The organism is Modicisalibacter muralis, assembly GCF_900102945.1.
In the GTDB taxonomy this organism is placed as follows: domain Bacteria; phylum Pseudomonadota; class Gammaproteobacteria; order Pseudomonadales; family Halomonadaceae; genus Modicisalibacter; species Modicisalibacter muralis.
In genome coordinates, this window is sequence record NZ_FNGI01000006.1 from 218,917 (window position 1) to 237,522 (window position 18,606).

Sequence of the window (18,606 nt, forward strand, 5' to 3'; positions counted from 1 at the left end):
ACAAGGCAACCTTTTCCAAGTCAACGTTAATTCATTACCTCCACCGCAACCGGCGCCGTTCCGCTACGAATCATCCCCAACTGCTCTGCGGCTTGATAGGAAAGATCGATGATGCGTCCCGAGGTATAAGGCCCACGATCGTTGATGCGCACGGAAACATCGCAGCCATTGTCGAGGTTGGTGACTCGCACTCGAGTCCCGAACGGTAATGAGGGGTGCGCCGCGGTCATTGCGTTGCGGTCGTAGCGCTCGCCACTGGCGGTCTGCTCGCCTTGGTAGGCATCGCTGTAGTAGGAAGCCTGACCGCGTTGGTCGAACGATGACAACGCGGCAGACGACGGCGATGACGCGGTAGGCGTTCCCGCGCAACCCGCAAGCAACCCGACGGTGGTTATCGTCAGTATCGCCATCGCCCAACGCTGTGGTGACATTTCCCTGATCATGCACATGTTTCCTTACCGGTTTCTTGCAAAAAGCCCACTCAGGGCAACAGAATCGTGGAGCCGGTCGTCTTGCGTGAGGCTAGCGCCTGCTGCGCTTCACCGGCCTTTTCCAGCGGGTAACGCTGGGCGATATCGACCTTGATCTTGCCGCTCTCCAGCATCGTGAACAGCTCACTGCACATTTGCTCGAAACGCTCGCGAGTGTCGGCATAGCCATTGAGGCTCGGTCGGGTCAGGTAGAGCGAACCCTTCTGGTTGAGAATGGCGACATTCACGCCTTCCACCGAGCCCGATGAGTTACCGAAGCTGACCATCAGGCCGCGCTTTCGCAGGCAGTCCAGCGAGGTTTCCCAGGTATCCTTGCCCACCGAATCGTAGACGACCGGCACCCCATCGCCGTTGGTCAGTTCGCGTACCCGCTCGACGACGTTCTCACGGGTGTAGTCGATGGTTTTCCAGGCGCCGTTACTCATCGCCAGGTCGGCCTTCTCCTGCGAGCCGACCGTACCGATCAGCTTCACGCCCAGCGCCCTCGCCCACTGGCAGGCGATCGAGCCCACGCCGCCGGCCGCGGCATGAAAGAGAATCGTATCGCCGCTTTGCACGCGAAAGGTCTGACGCAACAGATACTGCACCGTCAACCCCTTGAGCATGCACGCCGCCGCCGTCTCGAAGGCGATGGCATCGGGCAGTTTCACTACCTTCTCGGCGGGCAGCACATGCTGCTCGGCATACGCCCCCAAGGGGCCCTGGGCATAGGCGACACGATCGCCTTCCTTCAGGTGCGTCACGCCCTCGCCGAGAGCCTCCACCACCCCGGCGCCCTCGGTACCCAACCCGGAAGGCAGGCCAGGCGCCGGGTAGACGCCAGTACGAAAGTAGATATCGATGAAGTTCAGCCCGATGGCGTGATTCTTGACGCGCACCTCGCCGGCCTTGGGCTCGGCGGGCGTGACATCGGTCATCTCGAGCACCTCGGGTCCACCGGTCTGGGAAAACTGGATACGCTGGGTCATGGCAACATTCCTTATTCGGCTAACGGGACCAGCCCACCATACAAGCGCCGCTGGCAAGACAGGTCAAGCCCATTCAGCCATAGCCGCCCGCGCGGCCGACTGGGTTTGCGCAACTCGAAGCGCAAGGCCATCACAAAAGATTCAACAAAACGTCAGATAGCCGACATCGTCGTTAAATGTGTTCGTTCCACTATCGTCCGACATCTCCAGCTAAGGACGGCAGCCATCATGGCATATCGGATCGATATGGAAGCACTGCGTCGTTATCAAGACGATGGCTTGGTAACGGCCTTGAGCGAGGCCCAGCAGCGGCGCTTCGAACAAACCATCGAGAGTGCGCTCGACGCACGCTCCGACGCCGGTGGCTCGAGCCGTCTGGACGAAACCGAAGAGCGCATTTTCATCGTCGAAGACGGCGATAGCCTCGCGCGGATCGCCGAGGAACACAACGTCGACTTCGACGAACTCCTCGATCTCAACCGGCGCGAAGACCTGCCAAACCCGAATAGCATCGATCCGGGCGACGTCGTGTTCGTGCCCACTATCTCACCACAAGAGGCCGCGACCTCGGCGCGCGGCGCGGATGGCGTACCGCTAGCGGAAGACGATTTCGCCCGCAGCCTGCGCGAGCGCGGCAACGAGCTCGAATATGCCGACGATCCCTCAGCGGTCGACTACGACGCGGAAATCGGGCAACTGTCTTCCGACATTACGAGCTATCTGGAATCGCTGCCCGCCGATGAACGACAGGCCGCGCTACAGCGCTTTTACGATCGCGATTGGACGGACGCCGGGCCGACGCAAATGGCGATCGAGCAGGCGGCGAAAACCACGGGCATCGAACTCGAGGAAACCAGCCATGCCGGCCCGGAGGCCGAGGCGGAAGCCCGTGAGATCATCAGTGATGCCGAAGCCGTGGACGACCCGGACGAAGCTCTGGAGATGCTGGAGAATAAATACGATGCGGCGCCGCCTGCCGTGCAAGCGGCTCTGGATCGCTCGAGCGGGGCCCGAGCGATCGCCGAGGCCGCAGGCGCCGATATCATCGCCGATGCCGAAGCCGCGAACGATCCCGCCGAGGCCTTACGCCAATACGAGTCAGGATATGCCGAGGCTCCCGAGCGGGTTCAGGATGCCCTGGATCGCTCCAGCGAGGCCCAGGCCATCATCGACGATGCCGCCGACTGGGCCGCCGAGCCCATCAACGACGAAATCGATGACAGCGAGCGGCCCGCAGCCTCGATGCTCGAGACGATGCAGCGCCTCGACACGCTGACGGAAGGACTCTCTCCCGAGCTTGTCGCCGAAGTCGTCGATGCGATGGTGCCGAGAATCGAAGAGTCTCAGCAACGGCTCATGGACAATGGCTACGCCGGCTATGCGATCGGCCCACAAGGGACGACCACGCTGATGACCGTGCTCGATCGCGTTGCCGGGACGCCAACCGGCGATGCGGCGATACAGCAGCTCGCCGAGCACGCGCTTTTCGACATGAATACGCTGCGCGCCTCGACACTCAGCTCGGTCTCCCAGGGTGATGCCATTCCCGCCTACGCCCTTGCGGTAGCCACGCTGGACGGCATGCATGGCGATTTCACCGAGCAGATCGTCTCGGCGGTCGAGCAGTTCGGCGATCATGCCATCGCCGGCCAGGCCGAAGACTACGCCGCGCATCTCGACGAACTGAGCTTCCTGGCCGTCAATGGTGGCGCGGCGATGACGGAAGAGCAGCTCGAAACGGCGATCACGGACTATATGCAGGCGAACCCCGAATGGCAGGCGCAATTAGAAACGCTGCAGGGCCAGCTCGCCGACAGTGGCGTCGAACTGCTCACACAGATTCAGCAATTGCAAAGCCTGCCCGACGACCTGCGTGCGGATCATCAGGCGCGAATCGATGGCCTGCTCGATGACAGTAACTCGCAGTTGGCGGTTTCGACAGCGCTGCAGGAGCGCCCCGAACTGGTCCGTGGCGAAGCCGGCGATGAATTGATAGCAACCTTCACCGAGCTGGGTATCACCGGAGACGACAATCCGCTGGCCATGAACCTGGCGGGCGCCTACCTACGCGAGAACGTGATCCTGCCGGCAGCGGACATCGACCCCAGCGACCTCGCATCGCTGCAAGATGCCCACGCGCAACTGGACGAAGCCCTCGACAACAACCCTCAGTTCGCGACATTGCTGGGTATTTCCTCGAGTGATCTGAACGAGATCTCCGACCTTTTCCATGGCCTGGTGCCAACCCACGACAGCAATTTCGATCCACAGCGCTACAGCATCGATGTGGCGCGCAATCTCAACAACACGCTGGACAAGATCGACGCCATCTTCCGCGATACACCTTTCAATCGCGCCTTCAGGACTTCCGCGATGGCTATCGTCGGCTCCGGTCTGGCCAACGCCATTCAGGCCTACGGTGAAGCCCCATCGTTACGCAACGCCCTGCAAGTCGCGCTCGATTCGGCGCGCGTGGGTGTCGATGGCGCGCAGCTTGTCGACTCGCTGCTCAAACCTTCCGAGGGATCGGGGGCAACCAACGCCCTAAAGCTAGGCGGTAAGTTCGTACATCTTCTCGGCGCCGGGCTCGCAGGCGTCGACGCATTGGCACGATTGAGCCGGGGCGATGTCGTCGGCGCAGGACTCAACGCCGCCGTGGCTGGCGGCGTCGGCTACTCGGTATTCGGCACCTCATCCCTGGCCGGGCCGATCGGCTTCGCTGTCGCCACCGCGGCCACCCTAGGGTTGTTCGCCTGGGATGGTATTCGCAACGTGCAACACAACAACCGCTTTCAAACTCCCACCACGGCCGAGTTCCTGAGCCATGCCGGCTTCAATGAAGAAGCCGCGCAGGCGCTGAGTGACCAAAGCGGCGAGGGATATAGCGCAGTACCGTTGCTGATGCGCTATGGCGAACTGCATGGCCTAGAACCCGAAGACACCGTGGAGTGGATCAACGCTATTGCCGACGACGAGAATGGCCCGGTCATGCTTACCGCGCTGCGCGACAACCTGCACAACACGCTCGACAAATTCGACGGCGATATCACGCAGTTCGATGAGCATGCCGACGGCTTCGAACTGGCTTCGCCCTCATTGGGCGAGTCGAGAAGCGGCACTCTGACGCCCAGGTCCGCGTTCGAACTCGATGCCATACTGCCGCAGCTCGATATCGAGTCGCCGCAGGCCTATGCCTGATGGACGAATAGCATAAGCCGGCGCTACTTGCCGCCGGCGATATCGATGAACGCGCCGGTGGTGTAGCTCGCTTCGTCGGAAAGCAGCCACAGGATGGCGTTGGCGACTTCCAGGGGTTCGCCGCCGCGACGCATCGGTACGCCGTGCTTGACGCGTTCGATCCGATCCGGCTCGCCGCCACTGGCGTGCATGTCGGTGGCGATGAAGGCGGGACGCACCGCGTTGACGCGAATGCCCTGCTCGGCGACTTCCTGCGCCAGGCCTATCGTGAAGGTATCCAGCGCGCCTTTGGATGCCGCGTAGTCGACATATTCGCCCGCCGAGCCCAATCGCGAAGCAGCCGACGAGACGTTGACGATGGCACCACCATTGCCACCATGAAGCGTCGACATTCTCGTCACGGCTTCCCGCGCGCAGAGAAACGGCCCGATGACGTTGGTCGCCAACACCCTTTCGAGCCGATCGGCGGTCATCTGTTCCACTTGCATCTGTTGCTCGAGAATGCCGGCATTATTGACCAGCGTCGTCACCGGGCCGAGCCGCTCATCCATCTCGGCGAACAGGCGCTTTACGTCATCCTCGCGAGAGACATCGGCAGCAATCGCAATGGCCTCGCCACCGCCGGAGCGGATGTCGTCGAGCAACGCCTCGGCGACCTGGCGATCGCTGCGATAATTGATACACACCGCGTAACCGCGCTGGGCGGCAAGTCTTGCCGTGGCGGCACCGATGCCTCGACTTCCGCCGGTAATGAGCATGATCCTCTTCACTTTACTCACTCCCACTGCGATGGCAGGACTCGCTGCCAATAGCCGACATCGATCCAGCGCTCGAACTTGCGCCCGACATCGCGTAAATGCGCGACCTTTTCGAAGCCCAGCGCTTCATGCAGCGCCACGCTCGCCGGGTTGGGCAATGCGATGCCAGCAAGCGCCACATGAATATTACGCTCGCTCAGCGATTCCAGCAGCACCCTGCCCAGGCGTTTACCTAGCCCACGCCCAAGCATGCCATCGGCGAGATAAACCGTGACTTCCACCGAATGACGGTAAGCGCTGCGCGGCTTCCAGCGGGTGGCGTAAGCGTAACCCAACACAGCGCCGGCTTCGTCGATGGCCACCCACCAGGGCAGATCGGCGGCCTGCACGCTCGCCAGACGCGCAGCCATTTCCGCTTCCGCGATGGGCCGTTCCTCGAAGGTGGCGATGGAACCGACGACGTAGTGATTGTAAATCCCGACCAGCCCAGGCGCGTCATCGGCGCTAGCTTGGCGTAGCGTGATTTCCATCGTAGCCTCCCAACCGCGCCATTCTTCTAGAGGGTCGCCGGAAACGACTCAATCCCGCGCACGAAGCGTTTTTTGTAATCTTCGAAGAGCGTCTTGTCCTGCTTGAAGGATTGCACCACCGCGCGCTCGTCATAGCGCATGGTCTTGGCCAGGCCGTCCGCGCTGTCCACCTCCTTATGCTTGGGCCCCAGGCCGATACGCTGGCCATCGGCGCCATCGAGCCAACGCGTGATACCGCAAGCGCGGAACATCGCCTCCTGCTCGTCGTCGGTGGCATTGACCCGCAGCGGCGCCTTGAGCGCCAGTTCTTCGATCAGGCGCTGGGCGGGCTGCTTCACACGCTCGCTGTCCAGCGCCGTGAGCAGTGCCACTTCCATGCTCTCGCCGAGTTCATCAAGCACCAGCAGGGCCAGCGCCACCGGCTGCGATTGACCATCGACCAATGCCAGCACGCGAGCCGCCTCCTGGCGGAACAACACCCCGAAGGTGCCGGCAAAAGTCACCAGCGGCGCGATGCCGGCCTCGTGACCGTAGACTTCGGCACATAGCCGCGCCAGGCAGGCCTCACGCTGGCGTTCGTTCTTTACATGTACGACCTTCATCGACTCTCCAATCACCGTCAATCGCAATGGCGTCGAAGCCTAGCATATCGCCGCCATCGACACCCATTGTGCAAGCATGCCAGTCCAGCCCAAGCGAAACTTGACGAGACTCACGGCTTCGCCGATGTTCAGCTTCCGGTTGCCTTGAAAGGATTCGCCCCCGTGAGTGATGCCGCATTCCCCGACCTGCCATCGACCATCGCCCATCGCGGCCTATCGGCGCACGCACCGGAAAACACCCTGGCCGCGGTGCGCGCCGCCCACGCCGCCGGCTGCCGCTGGGTCGAGCTCGACGTGCAACTGCTCGGCGACGGTACGCCGGTCATCTGGCACGACAGTGGCTTGCGACGCTGCTCCTCGGGGCGCGGCAAGCTGCAACGGCTGAGCCTCGAAGCCGCTCACCGGCTCGATGTCGGCGCCTGGTTCTCGGGTGACTTCGTCGGCGAGCGCATGGCGACACTGGACGCCATGCTGGCATTGATCGATGAGCTGGGCATGGGCCTCAATCTCGAGATCAAGCTGTGCCGTGGCCGCGATGCCAAGGCACTGGTCGATGCCGCCGTGCCCAGGGCGATGGCCGCGCTGCCTGGTGAACGGTTGATCGTATCGTCGTTCAGCCTCGCGGCGCTCGATGCCATGCGTCGCCTGGAAAGCGATCCCAAGCGCCTGCGCCTGGGCATGCTCTACGATAAAGCGCCACGTCGCTGGCTCGATGAGGCGCAACGTCTCGATGCCTACAGCCTGCATGTCGACTGGCGCCGCCTGACGCTCAATGTGGCTTGCGCCATCGCCGCCAGCCCCTGCAAACTGCTCTGTTACACCGTCAACGACCCAGCCGCGTTTGCACGGCTGCGCGAATGGGGCATGGACAGCGCGATCAGCGACGACCCCGCTAACCTGATCGGCGTCCCACGACTTTCATACTAGCGTTTGCCCCGACTGCCCGCTGCGGTATCATGCCCGCCACGCTTTCGTGCTGCTCTTGCCGCTCTCGCAGGGACGCAGGTGTGGCCATCGAGAGCCACACAACAACGCAAAACCAGAAGGTTCTAGCATGCAGCAGACTCTCATGGGCGTGATCGGTGTCGTCACCGTGATGCTCCTGGCATTGGCGTTGTCGGAGAATCGCCGAGCCATTCGTCTTCGCACCGTCCTCGGCGCCCTGGCCATCCAGGCCGGCCTGGCCTTGCTGGTGCTGTATATCCCCTTCGGCCAGCAACTGCTGCTGGCCATGAGCAACGGCGTACAGGCGGTCATCGACAGCGCCCAGGCCGGCATGAGCTTCCTGTTCGGAGGGTTGGTCAGCGACCGGATGTTCGAGCTTTTCGATGGTGGCGGCTTCGTATTCGCGCTGCGCGTGCTGCCGATCGTGGTGTTCTTCTCATCGCTGATCGCGGTCCTCTACTACATCGGCGTCATGCGCTGGGTCATCAATATTCTCGGCGGTGCGCTGCAAAAGCTGCTGGGCACCAGCCGCACCGAGTCGCTCTCGGCAGCGGCGAACGTCTTCGTCGGCCAGACCGAGGCACCCATCGTGGTGCGGCCGTTCATCGCCGGCATGACGCGTTCCGAGCTGTTTGCGGTGATGGTTGGCGGCCTCGCTTCGGTGGCGGGCAGCGTGCTGGGCGGCTACGCCGCCATGGGCATTCCGCTGGAGTACCTGCTGGCGGCCTCGTTCATGGCCGCGCCGGGCGGGCTGCTGATGGCCAAGATGATCGTCCCCGAGACCGAAACCCGCACCCAGAGCGTCGATGAGACGATCGAGGCAGACACCACCGAGAAGCCGGCCAACGTCATTGAGGCGGCGGCCGAGGGTGCCTCTGCCGGCGTTCAGTTGGCGATCAATATCGGCGGCATGCTACTGGCATTCATCGCGCTGATCGCACTCGCCAACGGCATGCTCGGCTGGATCGGCGGCTGGTTCGGCTATGGCGACATCACCCTCGAGATGCTGCTCGGCTACCTTTTCTCGCCATTGGCGTTCTTGATCGGCGTACCCTGGGAAGAAGCCGTGGTCGCCGGCAGCTTCATCGGCGAGAAGATCATTCTCAACGAATTCGTCGCCTTCGCCGATCTCGCCAGCCAGCCGGATGCGCTGAGCCCGCACGCCATGGCCATCGTGGTATTCGCGCTGTGTGGCTTCGCCAACCTGTCGTCCATCGCCATTCTGATGGGTGGGCTGGGGATAATGGCGCCCAACCGGCGCAGCGACATCGCCCGCCTGGGCATCAAGGCCGTCGCCGCCGGCACGCTCTCCAACCTGATGAGCGCGGCGCTGGCCGGGTTGTTCCTGTCGTTGTAGAGCACCGTGATTGACTTGACCCGCGCCCACCCGCAGAATCCTCGCCCGTCGAGACACAGGTGTTCGGGAAGTGGGTGAAAATCCCACACTGCCCCCGCAACGGTAATCGCGCTCGTCGATGGCACGGCTCGTGAGCCAGTCACTGTCCTTCGGGATGGGAAGGCGCCATCGATGGGGCACTGTTCGAGCCTTTTGAACGGTGCTTGGCGCGTGAGTCCGGAGACCGGCCTGCATCTCTACACTGGCTGATGCGGAGGGCTTCGCCAGTGGCGACGTGGCTCGAGACCGGATCGTCAGCCTCTGCCCCATGCGTACTCCCTCTCGACCTACGCACGTCGTCACCTTCTGTCCTCCTCATCGCGTTAAGCAAAGGCGCGTTTGAGGAAAATCCATGTTGCACAAGAAAAAACACCTGTTGCTGGCCATCGCGCTAGCGACGAGTACGCAGGCTCACGCCGACCGGCGTCTGGCCGACATCCAGGTCACCGCCAATCGCCTCCCCCAATCCCAGGCCGATGTGCTGGCCAGCACCACCGTCATCGGTCGCGAGGAAATCGAACGCCTGCAGGCCGATTCCGTCGTCGAGCTGTTGCAGGGTCGGGCGGGGATCGAACTGGCACGCAATGGCACACGCGGTAACCTGACCAGCTTGTTCATGCGCGGCACCAACTCCGACCACGCGCTAGTGCTGGTCGATGGCGCGCGCATTGCCTCGGCTGCCGATGGTACGATCAATTGGGAGTTTCTACCGGTGGCCGCCATCGAGCGCATCGAGATCGTGCGGGGGCCACGTGCCGCCGCCTATGGCGCCGATGCCATCGGCGGGGTCATCAACATCATTACCCGCCAAGCCGGTGAACCCGGCCAGCAGGCGACGCTGACCCTGCGCGGCGGCGAGCAGAACACTCGGCAGCAAAGCGGCTGGTTCTCCTCGGTGGAGAATGGCACGAGCCTGTCGGCGCTAATCGATCATGAGCGCACCGACGGGTTCTCGGCACGCGCCAATGGTGGTGACGACGATGGCTTCGAGCAGTCCACCGGCAAGATAGCCCTGCGCCATGCCTTCGCCGACAAGGCCGATCTGCGTGTCTCGCTGCTGCGCTCGGCCATCGACTATGATTTCGACGATTGCGGATTTCCCTATAGCCAGGACTGCCGTGGCGAAGGCACTCAGCAGATCGCGTCGGCAGCCTTGACCACGCACGTGCGCAGCGACTGGGACGCCGAAATCGCTATCGCCCAGACCCGCGAATCGCGCAAACGCATTATCGACGGTGTTTTTGCCGACGAAACATCGACGCGACGCAACGAACTGGCTATTACCAACCGTTTTATCACCGACAATGGCGGCGCGGCCCTGGGTATCGATTACCGCGACGAGTCGCTGGACTCCTCGCAAGCGTATAGCCAGGACAACCGCGACAACTGGGGCATGTTCGCCAATTGGCATGGTCGTTTCGCGCGCCATCATCTATCGGCTGGCCTGCGCCACGATGACGACGATGCCTTTGGCGGCTTTACTACGGGCAGTGTGGCTTACGCCTTCGCCCTCAGCTCGCGTCAGGAAATCGGCGCCAGTTACGGCACGGCCTACAAGGCGCCTAGCCTGCTTGAACTCTATGGCCCGTTTGGCGCCAACCCGAATCTCGATGCGGAAGAATCTCGAACCAGCGAGCTTTTCTGGCGGTTTCGAGACCAGGACTGGCGCCTCGAACTGGCCGCTTTCGATACCCGAGTCGACGACCTGATCAGTTTTACCGGTCCCAACTTCACCCCCGTCAATGTCGATGAAGCACGCATACGCGGCATCGAGTTGAGCGGCGGCTGGGAAGTCGGCAGATTGATCCTGAACGCGGCCGTGACGTATCAGGAGCCGGAGAACGCCAAGACCGACGAACGACTCCAGCGCCGCGCGCGCCTCTTCGGCCGACTCGATGCCGATTATGTGCTCACCGATTGGTCATTTGGCGCTACCCTGCGCAGCGCTTCGAATCGTCGTGACATCGATGTGCAGACTTTCGCTGACAGCCATGTCGCCGGCTACGGCGTGTTCGATCTGCGCGCCGCCTGGCAGGTCACGTCGACGATCGAACTCTCGGCCAAGGTCGAGAACGTCCTCGACAGGCAGTACCAACTGGTCGACGGCTACAACACCCAGGATCGCTACGTGGAGGGCGGAATTACCCTGCGGCTGTGATCGATGCCCTGTTCGACAAACGTCAAGCCGGCGGAAACGCCGGTTTGTCGTTTGCAGTCGTCGCGAATGCCTCTATACTGTTTTTATATACAGTATCCAGGCAGCTTTTATCATGGCTACTCAGCATCCCTCGAAAGCTCGCAAGGGCCGAGGTGCCACCTACAATCCACACAATCGCTTCGCGCCGACCACCAGCGAGGCTATCGACGATGGCTGGTGGCAGGAAGCCGTGCCCGAACGACTCGCCATCAGCGTGCGCGATGAACCGTCCAAGAGCGCCCTGTCGTGGAATCGCTCGCCGGATTTGCCTTTCGACCGTTCGCTGAACCCCTATCGCGGCTGCGAACACGGCTGCATCTACTGCTATGCGAGGCCCAGCCATGCCTACTGGGACATGTCGCCGGGCATCGATTTCGAAACCCGCTTGATCGCTCGCACCGGGCTCGTCGAGCGTTTGGAGGAGGAATTTTGCAAGCCGGGTTACACCTGCCGCCCGATCAACCTTTCCGGCAACACCGATTGCTACCAACCGCTGGAAGCCGAGCGCCGCACCACTCGCGGGATTCTCGAACTGCTGCTGGAATGTCGCCACCCGGTCACCCTGGTGACCAAGAGTGCGCTGATTCTACGCGATCGTGAAATACTGGCGGCGATGGCCGAGCAACGCCTGGTGCGCGTCTTCGTCAGCCTGACCAGCCTCGATAACGATCTCAAGCGCACACTGGAACCACGCACCGCCTCGCCCGGCGCACGACTCAAGGTGATGCGCGAGTTGAGCACGGACGGCACGCCGGTCGGCGCGTTGCTATCGCCGATGATCCCAGGGCTCAACGATCATGAGATGGAAGACCTGCTGCATGCCGCCCATGACGCTGGCGCCCGCACCGCGGCCTGGATGCTGCTACGCCTGCCTCACGAGGTCGCGCCGCTGTTCGAGGATTGGCTGCACAGTTACTATCCCGAGCGCGCCGGCAAGGTGATGAGCTTGATCCGCCAGTGTCGCGGCGGTGAAGATTACGATTCGCGCTATGGCCATCGCATGCGCGGCCAGGGTGTGTTCGCCGACATGCTCGCCCAGCGTTTCAGCCAGGCCAGCCGCCGGCTGGGCATGAACCAGCGCAGCGAGATGGGCCTGGATTGCCGCGCCTTCAAGGCGCCCCACCGCCAAGGCGACCTGTTCGGTTAACATGGTGCGAAAATCGCGATTTGAAGGACAGTGCCATGAGCGTCAGCAAGACCCGTACCAGTTTCTACCGGCGGCTTTACGTCGCCCACCTGATCGATAGCGGGACCGCTAGCGTGCCCGCTCTCATCGAGGCCACCGGCATGCCCCGGCGTACCGCCCAGGACACCATCGGCGCGTTGGCCGAGCTGGATATCGTCTGCGAGTTCGAGCAACAGCCAGGCGCGCGCAATCACATCGGCCATTATGTGATTCGCGACTGGGGCGCCATCGACAAGCGCTGGGTGACGGCGAACCTGCCGCGCATCAAGAATGTGCTGGGTTACCCCTGACAGACGCTCGAATCCGTTCACTGAATGAAACGCTTTCACAAGGAGTCCCATGAGCGATCGCGATACCCGCCACAAGCAATCGATGCAAAAGCTCAAGGCACATGTCGACAAGAAAGTCGCCAAGGCCCAGGAGCAACGCGGCCTGTTGCTGGTCTTCACCGGTAACGGCAAGGGCAAGACCACCGCCGCCTGGGGCACCGTGACCCGCGCGCTGGGCTATGGCTACAAGGTCGGCGTGGTGCAGTTCATAAAGGGGTTATGGGAATGCGGCGAGCGCGAGCGGCTGATCGACGACGCCAATCTCGACGTGCAGATCATGGCCACCGGCTTCACCTGGGACACCCAGAATCGCGACACGGACACCGCCGCCTGCCTGGCGGTGTGGCACGAAGCCAAACGCATGCTGGCCGATAGCTCGGTGTATCTCGTCGTGCTCGACGAAATCACCTATATGCTCAAGTTCGGCTATCTCGACATCGTCACTGTCAAGCAAGCCCTGCAGAACCGCCCGGCGGAGCAGACTGTGATCGTTACCGGGCGCAACGCGCATCGCGAACTGATCGACATGGCCGACACCGTGACCGAAATGCAGGAAGTACGCCATGCCTTCAATCACGGCGTGCAGGCGCGGCGTGGAATCGATTATTGAGGGTTCGACGCCAGTGCTGCGCAGACGGCTTCCACCGCCTCGATGATGCGCGGCCCCGGTCGGTTGATCAGATCGGGATCGAGGGTATACAGGCGCCCTTCCCGCACCGCCGGCAATAGCTTCCAGCGCTGCCAGTCGGCTTTCCAGGCGTCGTCATGACTGGCACTCAAGATCACCTCGGGGCGGGCCTGGAGCAGCGCCTCGCGGCTGATCTGCGACACCAGAACCGGACTCTGTGCGAACAATGGCTCGCCGCCACAATGCCGAATGACCTCGCTGACGATATGCCCACCGGCCAACGTCGTCAGTGGGTTGGCGCCCAACTGATAGAACACGCGGGGCGGGTTCTCGAGCTCTTGCCGCAGCACGGCCAGGCGTGAGGTGAAGTCGCTGGCTAGCGCTTTGCCCGCCTCGGCCTGGCCGGTCAACTGCCCCAATTCGCGAAGATTCTCCGCCACCTGTGCCAGGCGGCGCGGCTCGCTGGCATAGACGGGAATCCCCAATGCACTCAGGCGCTCGACCAGTGCTCGCGGCGTGCCGCTAGCCCAGGTCACGACCAGATCCGGCGTGCGCGCCAGCACCGCCTCGAGCGCGATGCCTCGATAACTGCCCACGCGCGGCAACGCCTTGGCCGCTTCGGGGTAATCGCTACCCTCGATCGCACCGACCAGCGCCTCGCCAGCGCCGATGGCATAGAGCATCTCGACCGCATGTGGCGCCAGCGCCACCACGCGCTCGGCCGGCGCCTGCAGCGTCACGGTCCTGCCGCTGTCGTCGACGACGCTGATCGGCGCTGCCACGGCCATCTGGCCAGGCATCAGGACCACCAGCATGATTGCGGCTAGCAGTAGCGACCACAGCGACCCTCGTCGCTCGATGATCGGGTGTGGCCTATTCTGGAACATGAAAAACTCATTAAGAAATAAGAAAACAATATGCACGAACGGAACCCTTGGAGCGATTCAGACTCGATGACAGCATGCCATTCGAAAACATTGTTCGTTAATTGTATGGAGACTTTAATGACACGCAATGACCGTTCCGCTAAAACGCTGCTCAATACGCTGCTACTGGGTGGCTTGCTTGGCTTTGCAACCATCGCTCAGGCGCAGGCCCATCCGCCCGCCCCCGAGCCCAATCGCATACAGGTTCAGGCCCAGGCCGAAATCTCGGTAGCGCCGGACATGGCCACGCTCGACGCTCGCTTATGGGAGCGCACACCCGCGATCGCTCGCAGCGAGGATAGCCAAACCGATCCCCAGGCACTGGCCGATGCCAGAAAACGCCTGGAAGCGCGTACCGGAGAGCTGATTCGCACCCTGGAAGAAGCCGGGCTGGACAGCCAGGATATTACTGCCGGCTCATTGACCGTGCGTCCGGATTACGTGCAGCAACCGGCCGGCGAGGATGAGCCCGGTGAAACGCTCGTGCGCACCCAGATCGAGCGGCCGATCAGCCTGCGCATCGACGACCTGGATCAGGTACCGAGCATTCTCGACGCGCTGACCCGTGCCGGCGTCAACGCCCTCGATGGCATCACCTATGATCTGAAGGATCGTAGCGCCGCGACCGACAAGGCCCTGACCCGCGCCCTGGAAAAAGCCCACCACAAGGCCCAGTTGATGGCCAGTACGCTAGGCGTCGAACTGGGCCAGGTCCTCAATGTGCAGGAAATCAACGCCATGCCTTACGCGCCACGGATGATGACGATGCGTGCCGATGCCATGGAGAGCAAGGCCACGCCGGAATATCGCCCGGGCGAGATCACCATCGAGTCGAGTGTCAGCGTGGCTTGGGAAATCAAGCCATAAGCTGGAAGAACGCCGCTGGAAGAGGGAAGAACGGTGCTTCGCACCTTGAAGACGGAAGATCGGCGCTACTCGCCTGGAAGAAAACAAAGGAAACCAAGGGCAAATAGAATCATTCTCGGCTCTTCCCTCTTCCCTCTTCCCTCTTCCCTCTTCCCTCTTCCCTCTTCCCTCTTCCCTCTTCCCTCTTCCCTCTTCCCTCTTCCCTCTTCCCTCTTCCCTCTTCCCTCTTAAGTATTGATCGTCTCGACCCCACCCATATATGGCTGCAACGCCTCGGGCACGCCGATCGAGCCATCGGTGTTCTGGTAGTTCTCGAGTACCGCCAGCAGGCAGCGCCCTACCGCCAGGCCGGAGCCGTTGAGGGTATGCAATAGCTGCGGTTTCTTGTGATTCGGATCGCGAAAGCGCGCCTGCATGCGCCGCGCCTGGAAATCCTCGCAGTTCGAGACCGAGGATATCTCGCGATAGGTCTGCTGGCTCGGCAGCCAGACTTCGAGATCGTAGGTCTTGGCGGCGCCGAAACCCATGTCACCGGTACACAGCGTCACTACGCGGTACGGCAGACCCAGCGCCTGAAGAATCGCCTCGGCGTGGCCGCGCATTTCTTCCAGCGCAGCGTAGCTGGTCTCGGGCGCAACCATCTGCACCATCTCGACCTTGTCGAACTGATGCTGGCGAATCATGCCGCGAGTGTCCTTGCCGTAGGCGCCGGCCTCGCTGCGAAAGCACGGCGTATGTGCGGTCAGGCGCACCGGCAACTGCTTGGCGTCGAAGATGTGATCGCGCGCGAAGTTGGTCAGCGGTACCTCGGCGGTGGGTATCAGGTAGTACTCGTTGTCGCCTTCCAGCTTGAACAGATCCTCGCCGAACTTGGGCAACTGGCCGGTGCCGGTCAGCGAATCGCGATTGACCATGTAAGGCACATAGCATTCTTCGTAGCCATGCTCGAGGGTTTGTTTGTCGAGCATGAACTGCGTCAGCGCGCGATGCAGCCGAGCGATCGGCCCACGCATCACCGCGAAGCGCGAGCCGGTCAGCTTGGCGGCCATCTCGAAATCGAGATAGCCCAGCTTGGCGCCGAGATCGACGTGATCCTTGACGGCAAAATCGAACGTACGCGGCGTGCCCCAGCGATGCAGTTCGACATTGTCGTCTTCGTCCCCACCCTCGGGCACGCTATCGTGCGGCAGATTGGGCAGGCTCGCCGTCAGCGACTCCAGCTCGCCGGCAACCTCTGCCAGTTGCGCCTTGGCGGCGTCCAGGCGCTCGCCCAAGTTGCTGACCTGGGCCATCAGCGGCTCGATGTCCTCGCCCGCCGCCTTGGCCTGGCCGATGGCCTTGGAGCGCGTGTTGCGCTCGTTTTGCAATTGTTCGGTCTCGGTTTGCAGGTCGCGGCGGCGAGCTTCCAGGCCCTCGAATTGAGCGACATCCAGCGTGAAGCCGCGTTTGGCCAGGCGTTGCGCGACCGTTGCGAGGTCGCTACGAAGCAGTTTGGGATCGAGCATGTGATCCATCCGTTAACAAAGAAAATCAATAATGTTGTGTTCGAAAAGTCACCGAGCGCAGGCAATTTTCGGACATAACCTAGAGCAGTATTCGCGCCAGCTTCATCCCCGCCGCCACGCCGGCGACTCCCAACGCCAGGCTGGCGGCCACGTAGAGCGCAGCGATCATCGCCCGGCCATTCTCCAGCAACGTCAGCGCTTCCAGGGCGAACGTCGAGAATGTGGTGAAGGCACCGGTGAAGCCGGCTATCAGCAGCCCTTGCCAGATCGGCGCCAGCTTGAGCTCCTGCGTCAGCCAGACGTACAGCGCACCAATCAGGCAACAGCCGAGCAGATTGACGCCGAAGGTTCCCCAAGGGAAACCGCGCCCCAGAACCGAGGTGAGCCAACCACCCAACGCATAACGCCCCAGCGCGCCAATGGCGCCACCGACCGCCACGGCCAACCATGTCATCATGAGCAAATTCGCGAATAGCGGAAAAATCGGCCTTCATTGTAGGGAAAAGCGCTCCCGCAGGCCACGTCGATGAAAACGCGGGTCGCATCGGCGCAGTGCGCCCAATGGCCAACTCGGTTAAGGTAGTCAGGCACCGATCCGCTTGATAATCCGAGACTCATGATCGCACGACTGGAACCTCTTTCACGCCTCGATGAACGCTATCTTGCCTTTATCGAAGCCCTTGAAGCGTCAGGCTTCGCCGGGGAGATCGCCCCGGACTACGCCAACCGCACGGTGCTGGCCACCGATAATTCCATCTATCAGCGCTTGCCCCAGGCGGTGCTCTATCCGCGCGACGCCGAGGATATCGTGCGCATCGCCCGCCTCGCGGCACGCGACGCATTCCACGAGGTGGTGCTCGCGCCGCGCGGCGGCGGCACCGGCACCAACGGCCAATCGCTGACCGACGGGCTGATGGTCGACGTCTCCCGGCATATGAACCGGATTCTCGATATCGACGTTGAGAACCGTCGCGTGCGTGTGCAGGCGGGCGTGGTCAAGGACCAGTTGAATGCCGCCCTGAAGCCGCATGGGCTGTTCTTCGCGCCGGAACTGTCGACGTCCAATCGCGCCACCATCGGCGGCATGATCTCCACCGATGCCAGCGGCCAGGGCAGTTGCGAGTATGGCAAGACTCGCGATCACGTGCTCGAACTCGACACGGTATTGCTGGGCGGCGAGCGTCTATCTAGCCAGCCGCTGGCCGAAGAAGAACTGGAAGCGCTGTGTGAGCGCAACGATCTCGTCGGCGACATCCATCGCACCGCCCGCGAGATCATCGACACCCAGCGCGCGCAGATCGAGGCGTGTTTCCCCAAGCTCAACCGCTGCCTGACCGGTTACGACCTGGCGCACCTTAGGGACGCGGAAGGTCGCTTCGACCTCAACAGCGTGCTGTGCGGCGCCGAGGGTTCACTGGGCTTTGTGTGCGAGGCCACGCTCAACGTCCTGCCGATTCCCCAACACACGACCCTGGTCAACGTGCGCTACGCGAGCTTCATGGACGCGCTGCGCGACGCCAAGGCGCTGATGGGCGGCGACGCTCCATCCACCCAGCCGCAGGCGCCCTTATCCACCCAGTCGCAGGCGCCGCGCCCTACGTCCATCGAGACCGTGGACGACAAGGTCCTGCTGCTGGCGATGGAAGATTTCGTCTGGGATAGCGTGTCGCCGTTCTTTCCACAAGGCGATACGCCGGCACGTGGCATCAACCTGATCGAATTCAACGCCGATGACCCGGACGAGCTCAGCGCCCGAATCGACGCCTTCACCCGGCACCTGTCAGCGGATACCCAGGTCGAACGCCTCGGCTATACGTTGGCCTGCGGCCGCGAGCAGGTCGGCAAGGTTTATGCCATGCGCAAGCGCGCCGTGGGCCTGCTGGGTAACGTCCAGGGCGAGAAGCGCCCGATCCCGTTCGTCGAAGACACCGCCGTGCCGCCCGAGCATCTCGCCGACTACATCGCCGAGTTCCGCGCCGCGCTGGATGCGCGGGGCCTCGATTACGGCATGTTCGGCCACGTCGATGCCGGCGTATTGCATGTGCGCCCGGCCATCGACATGAAGGACCCCGAGCAGGAA

At 62.5% G+C, this 18,606-nt stretch carries 17 protein-coding genes and 1 riboswitch; of the genes, 9 read left to right on the forward strand and 8 right to left on the reverse strand.

The annotated features are described in order from the left end of the window. Positions 1-26 precede the first annotated feature (26 nt). The gene (locus BLR92_RS12165; RefSeq protein ID WP_089728907.1) at positions 27-443 is read right to left on the reverse strand and encodes a septal ring lytic transglycosylase RlpA family protein; all 417 of its coding nucleotides are present in this window, start codon (positions 441-443) and stop codon (positions 27-29) included. A 38-nt stretch (positions 444-481) separates the two neighbouring features. Next, a complete protein-coding gene (locus BLR92_RS12170) occupies positions 482-1,459 on the reverse strand; it encodes an NADPH:quinone reductase (protein WP_089728909.1) in 978 nt (325 codons plus the stop codon). Between the two features lie 228 nt (positions 1,460-1,687). Between BLR92_RS12170 and BLR92_RS12175 the strand changes: the two genes are divergently transcribed. Further along, positions 1,688-4,657, forward strand: coding sequence for a LysM peptidoglycan-binding domain-containing protein (locus tag BLR92_RS12175; RefSeq protein ID WP_089728911.1), 2,970 nt, complete (start codon positions 1,688-1,690; stop codon positions 4,655-4,657). 23 nt (positions 4,658-4,680) lie between these two features. On the opposite strand, the gene BLR92_RS12180 is transcribed toward BLR92_RS12175, so the two are convergent. Genes BLR92_RS12180 through BLR92_RS12190 form a run of 3 tightly spaced genes read right to left on the reverse strand, consistent with a single transcriptional unit; the run spans position 4,681 to position 6,547 of the window. Further along, the gene (locus BLR92_RS12180; RefSeq protein ID WP_175488799.1) at positions 4,681-5,427 is read right to left on the reverse strand and encodes an SDR family oxidoreductase; all 747 of its coding nucleotides are present in this window, start codon (positions 5,425-5,427) and stop codon (positions 4,681-4,683) included. A 5-nt stretch (positions 5,428-5,432) separates the two neighbouring features. Continuing rightward, entirely contained in the window at positions 5,433-5,945 is a 513-nt protein-coding gene (locus BLR92_RS12185; RefSeq protein WP_089728914.1) for a GNAT family N-acetyltransferase, read from the reverse strand. Between the two features lie 26 nt (positions 5,946-5,971). Further along, positions 5,972-6,547 carry a hypothetical protein gene (locus BLR92_RS12190; protein WP_089728916.1) on the reverse strand — a complete coding sequence of 192 codons (576 nt, stop codon included), beginning with the start codon at positions 6,545-6,547 and terminating at the stop codon, positions 5,972-5,974. Between the two features lie 162 nt (positions 6,548-6,709). Between BLR92_RS12190 and BLR92_RS12195 the strand changes: the two genes are divergently transcribed. The 6 genes from BLR92_RS12195 to cobO all read left to right on the forward strand — a co-directional run bounded on the left by BLR92_RS12195 (position 6,710) and on the right by cobO (position 13,210). Next, positions 6,710-7,474, forward strand: coding sequence for a glycerophosphodiester phosphodiesterase family protein (locus tag BLR92_RS12195; RefSeq protein ID WP_245704196.1), 765 nt, complete (start codon positions 6,710-6,712; stop codon positions 7,472-7,474). Between the two features lie 127 nt (positions 7,475-7,601). Beyond that, positions 7,602-8,849 carry a NupC/NupG family nucleoside CNT transporter gene (locus BLR92_RS12200; protein WP_089728918.1) on the forward strand — a complete coding sequence of 416 codons (1,248 nt, stop codon included), beginning with the start codon at positions 7,602-7,604 and terminating at the stop codon, positions 8,847-8,849. Positions 8,850-8,889: 40 nt separating this feature from the next. Next, a riboswitch (cobalamin riboswitch) is annotated at positions 8,890-9,095 on the forward strand. 145 nt (positions 9,096-9,240) lie between these two features. Continuing rightward, positions 9,241-11,046: a TonB-dependent receptor domain-containing protein gene (locus BLR92_RS12205; protein WP_089728920.1), complete on the forward strand. Its 1,806-nt coding sequence runs from the start codon at positions 9,241-9,243 to the stop codon at positions 11,044-11,046. Between the two features lie 112 nt (positions 11,047-11,158). After that, entirely contained in the window at positions 11,159-12,232 is a 1,074-nt protein-coding gene (locus tag BLR92_RS12210; protein WP_089728922.1) for a PA0069 family radical SAM protein, read from the forward strand. Positions 12,233-12,267: 35 nt separating this feature from the next. Then, positions 12,268-12,561, forward strand: coding sequence for a winged helix-turn-helix domain-containing protein (locus BLR92_RS12215; protein ID WP_089728924.1), 294 nt, complete (start codon positions 12,268-12,270; stop codon positions 12,559-12,561). Between the two features lie 49 nt (positions 12,562-12,610). Further along, positions 12,611-13,210: a cob(I)yrinic acid a,c-diamide adenosyltransferase gene (gene cobO, locus BLR92_RS12220; protein ID WP_089728926.1), complete on the forward strand. Its 600-nt coding sequence runs from the start codon at positions 12,611-12,613 to the stop codon at positions 13,208-13,210. On the opposite strand, the gene BLR92_RS12225 is transcribed toward cobO, so the two are convergent. Further along, positions 13,204-14,115, reverse strand: coding sequence for a cobalamin-binding protein (locus BLR92_RS12225; protein WP_089728928.1), 912 nt, complete (start codon positions 14,113-14,115; stop codon positions 13,204-13,206). The genes cobO and BLR92_RS12225 overlap by 7 nt on opposite strands. Before the next feature lie 117 nt (positions 14,116-14,232). On the opposite strand from BLR92_RS12225, the gene BLR92_RS12230 reads away from it, so the two are divergent. After that, a complete protein-coding gene (locus BLR92_RS12230) occupies positions 14,233-15,021 on the forward strand; it encodes an SIMPL domain-containing protein (RefSeq protein ID WP_089728930.1) in 789 nt (262 codons plus the stop codon). A 227-nt stretch (positions 15,022-15,248) separates the two neighbouring features. Here the strand turns inward: BLR92_RS12230 and serS are convergent, their stop codons facing one another. Both serS and crcB read right to left on the reverse strand, forming a co-directional pair. Next, a complete protein-coding gene (serS, locus tag BLR92_RS12235; RefSeq protein WP_089728932.1) occupies positions 15,249-16,526 on the reverse strand; it encodes a serine--tRNA ligase in 1,278 nt (425 codons plus the stop codon). Between the two features lie 79 nt (positions 16,527-16,605). Further along, positions 16,606-16,983 carry a fluoride efflux transporter CrcB gene (crcB, locus tag BLR92_RS12240; protein WP_089728934.1) on the reverse strand — a complete coding sequence of 126 codons (378 nt, stop codon included), beginning with the start codon at positions 16,981-16,983 and terminating at the stop codon, positions 16,606-16,608. 159 nt (positions 16,984-17,142) lie between these two features. On the opposite strand from crcB, the gene BLR92_RS12245 reads away from it, so the two are divergent. Continuing rightward, positions 17,143-18,606: FAD-binding oxidoreductase (locus BLR92_RS12245; protein ID WP_139171597.1), on the forward strand; the 1,464-nt coding region annotated here is incomplete at its 3' end.